We start from the raw sequence: 1,585 nt of genomic DNA on the forward strand, positions 1-1,585 counted from the left end.
GAAAGATGCCGTAATGGGGCTGTCGGCGAATCGAGCACGTTTCGCTTGTTTGTCAGCATGATGTGGAGTGCCGTTGCCCTTGATGCGCCTGCAGCGCGTCTACGAGGTCGTATGTTTCCATGCGCCTCAATTCCTAAGAATAGAAGGGCAACGACATGAATGTTTTTATCGGACTGGATGTATCTCTGGCAAGCACGGCGATTTGTGTGCTGGGGCCGCAGGGGAAGGTTGTTGAGGAGTTGGAGGCCGCCAGCGAACCTGAGGCGCTGGTGCGTGCGATGGCGTCATTGCCGTACGCGGTCGAGGCGATCGGGCTCGAAGCCGGACCACTGTCCCAATGGCTGAGCAAGGGCATGGAAGAGGCCGGATTTGACGTGGTTTTGATGGAAACGCGGTTGGTGAAGGCCGCTTTGAAAGCCATGCCGATCAAAACCGACAGGCGCGATGCCCAGGGGATTGCGCGGTTGCTTCAAATGGGATGGTACAGGCCCGTGCACCGCAAATCCGTGTCCTCTCAGGAAATCCGTGCGTTGCTGACAGCGCGCAAGTCAGTTCAGCAGGTGATCATCAACCTCGAGCTTTCCATGCGGGGTGTTTTGCGGAACTTCGGTCTGAAGCTCGGGCATGTCACCCGGATCAGGTACGAGGCCCGGGTGAGGGAACTGGTTGAGCAAAATGAAATCCTGTCGGCGTCGACAGAGGCCCTTTTGCGCGCGCGTGCGCAGTTGCGCGCCGAGTTGGCTGAATTGGATGCGACAATCGCGGATCTGGCAAAACAAGACGACGTTTGCCGTCTGATGATGACGATGCCGGGCGTCGGTCGGATCGTCGCCCTGACGGTCAAATCCGCGATCGACGATCCGACCCGCTTTGTGCGATCGAAGGATGTTGGTCCGTGGGTGGGGCTGACGCCGAGGCGCACTCAATCCGGGGAGATGGACATTGTCGGGCAAATTACTCGAGCCGGCGACCGGGCCCTTCGAACGGCCTTGTATCAAGCGGCGATGATCTTGATGCACCGTGGGTCACCAAACTGGCTCCAGGCATGGGCGCTCAGAGTGGCCCATCGGCGTGGATCGAAACGGGCCTTGATTGCACTTGCGCGGCGCATTGGCATTGTTTTGCACCGCATGTGGCGAGACGGCACACCATTCCGCCATGCGCAGAGCTCCACGGCAACGGTCTGAGTAAAACAATTCCAGAACTTGATCGGACGGAGGAACGCACTGCACCTGACGACAGGTACGACGAGGTCCCTTGCCGGGACGAGGTTCCTGGAGATGCCGGAAGCCCGCAAGTTATCGGCTAACGCTGAATACGCGTAAAAGATAGGTACCCAGGGACCAGATTTGGACCAGGCATAGAGTGGCAGCCATGCGGCTGACTACGGACGGAAGAGCGAAGCCCGGGTAGGGGGTGTCCCTCAGTCCTGACGTGCGGATGCAGTGAAAAAGAAAAAGCAAGCTTCTGAATTTGTGCCTTAAAACTCGGTGAAGAATGAGATCTTCGCCGGGATTTTTGACTTGCCCGAAACCCTTGACAGAGGCCCGCCCCATTACGGAAGCGGGCTTTTTGTCCTTTGGAA

Annotated in this window: 1 protein-coding gene; it reads left to right on the forward strand. The window is 58.0% G+C overall.

The features are described 5' to 3' along the window. Positions 1-155: 155 nt before the first annotated feature. The gene (locus tag ACSSV8_RS20150; RefSeq protein WP_111772713.1) at positions 156-1,187 is read left to right on the forward strand and encodes an IS110 family RNA-guided transposase; all 1,032 of its coding nucleotides are present in this window, start codon (positions 156-158) and stop codon (positions 1,185-1,187) included. The last annotated feature ends 398 nt before the right edge of the window (positions 1,188-1,585 follow it).

This window comes from Roseovarius sp. MBR-79 (genome assembly GCF_053628555.1).

Coding starts and splice junctions, on each gene's coding strand:
- ACSSV8_RS20150 (WP_111772713.1), top strand. CDS start 156: ATGAATGTTTTTATCGGACTGGATGTATCTCTGGCAAGCACGGCGATT.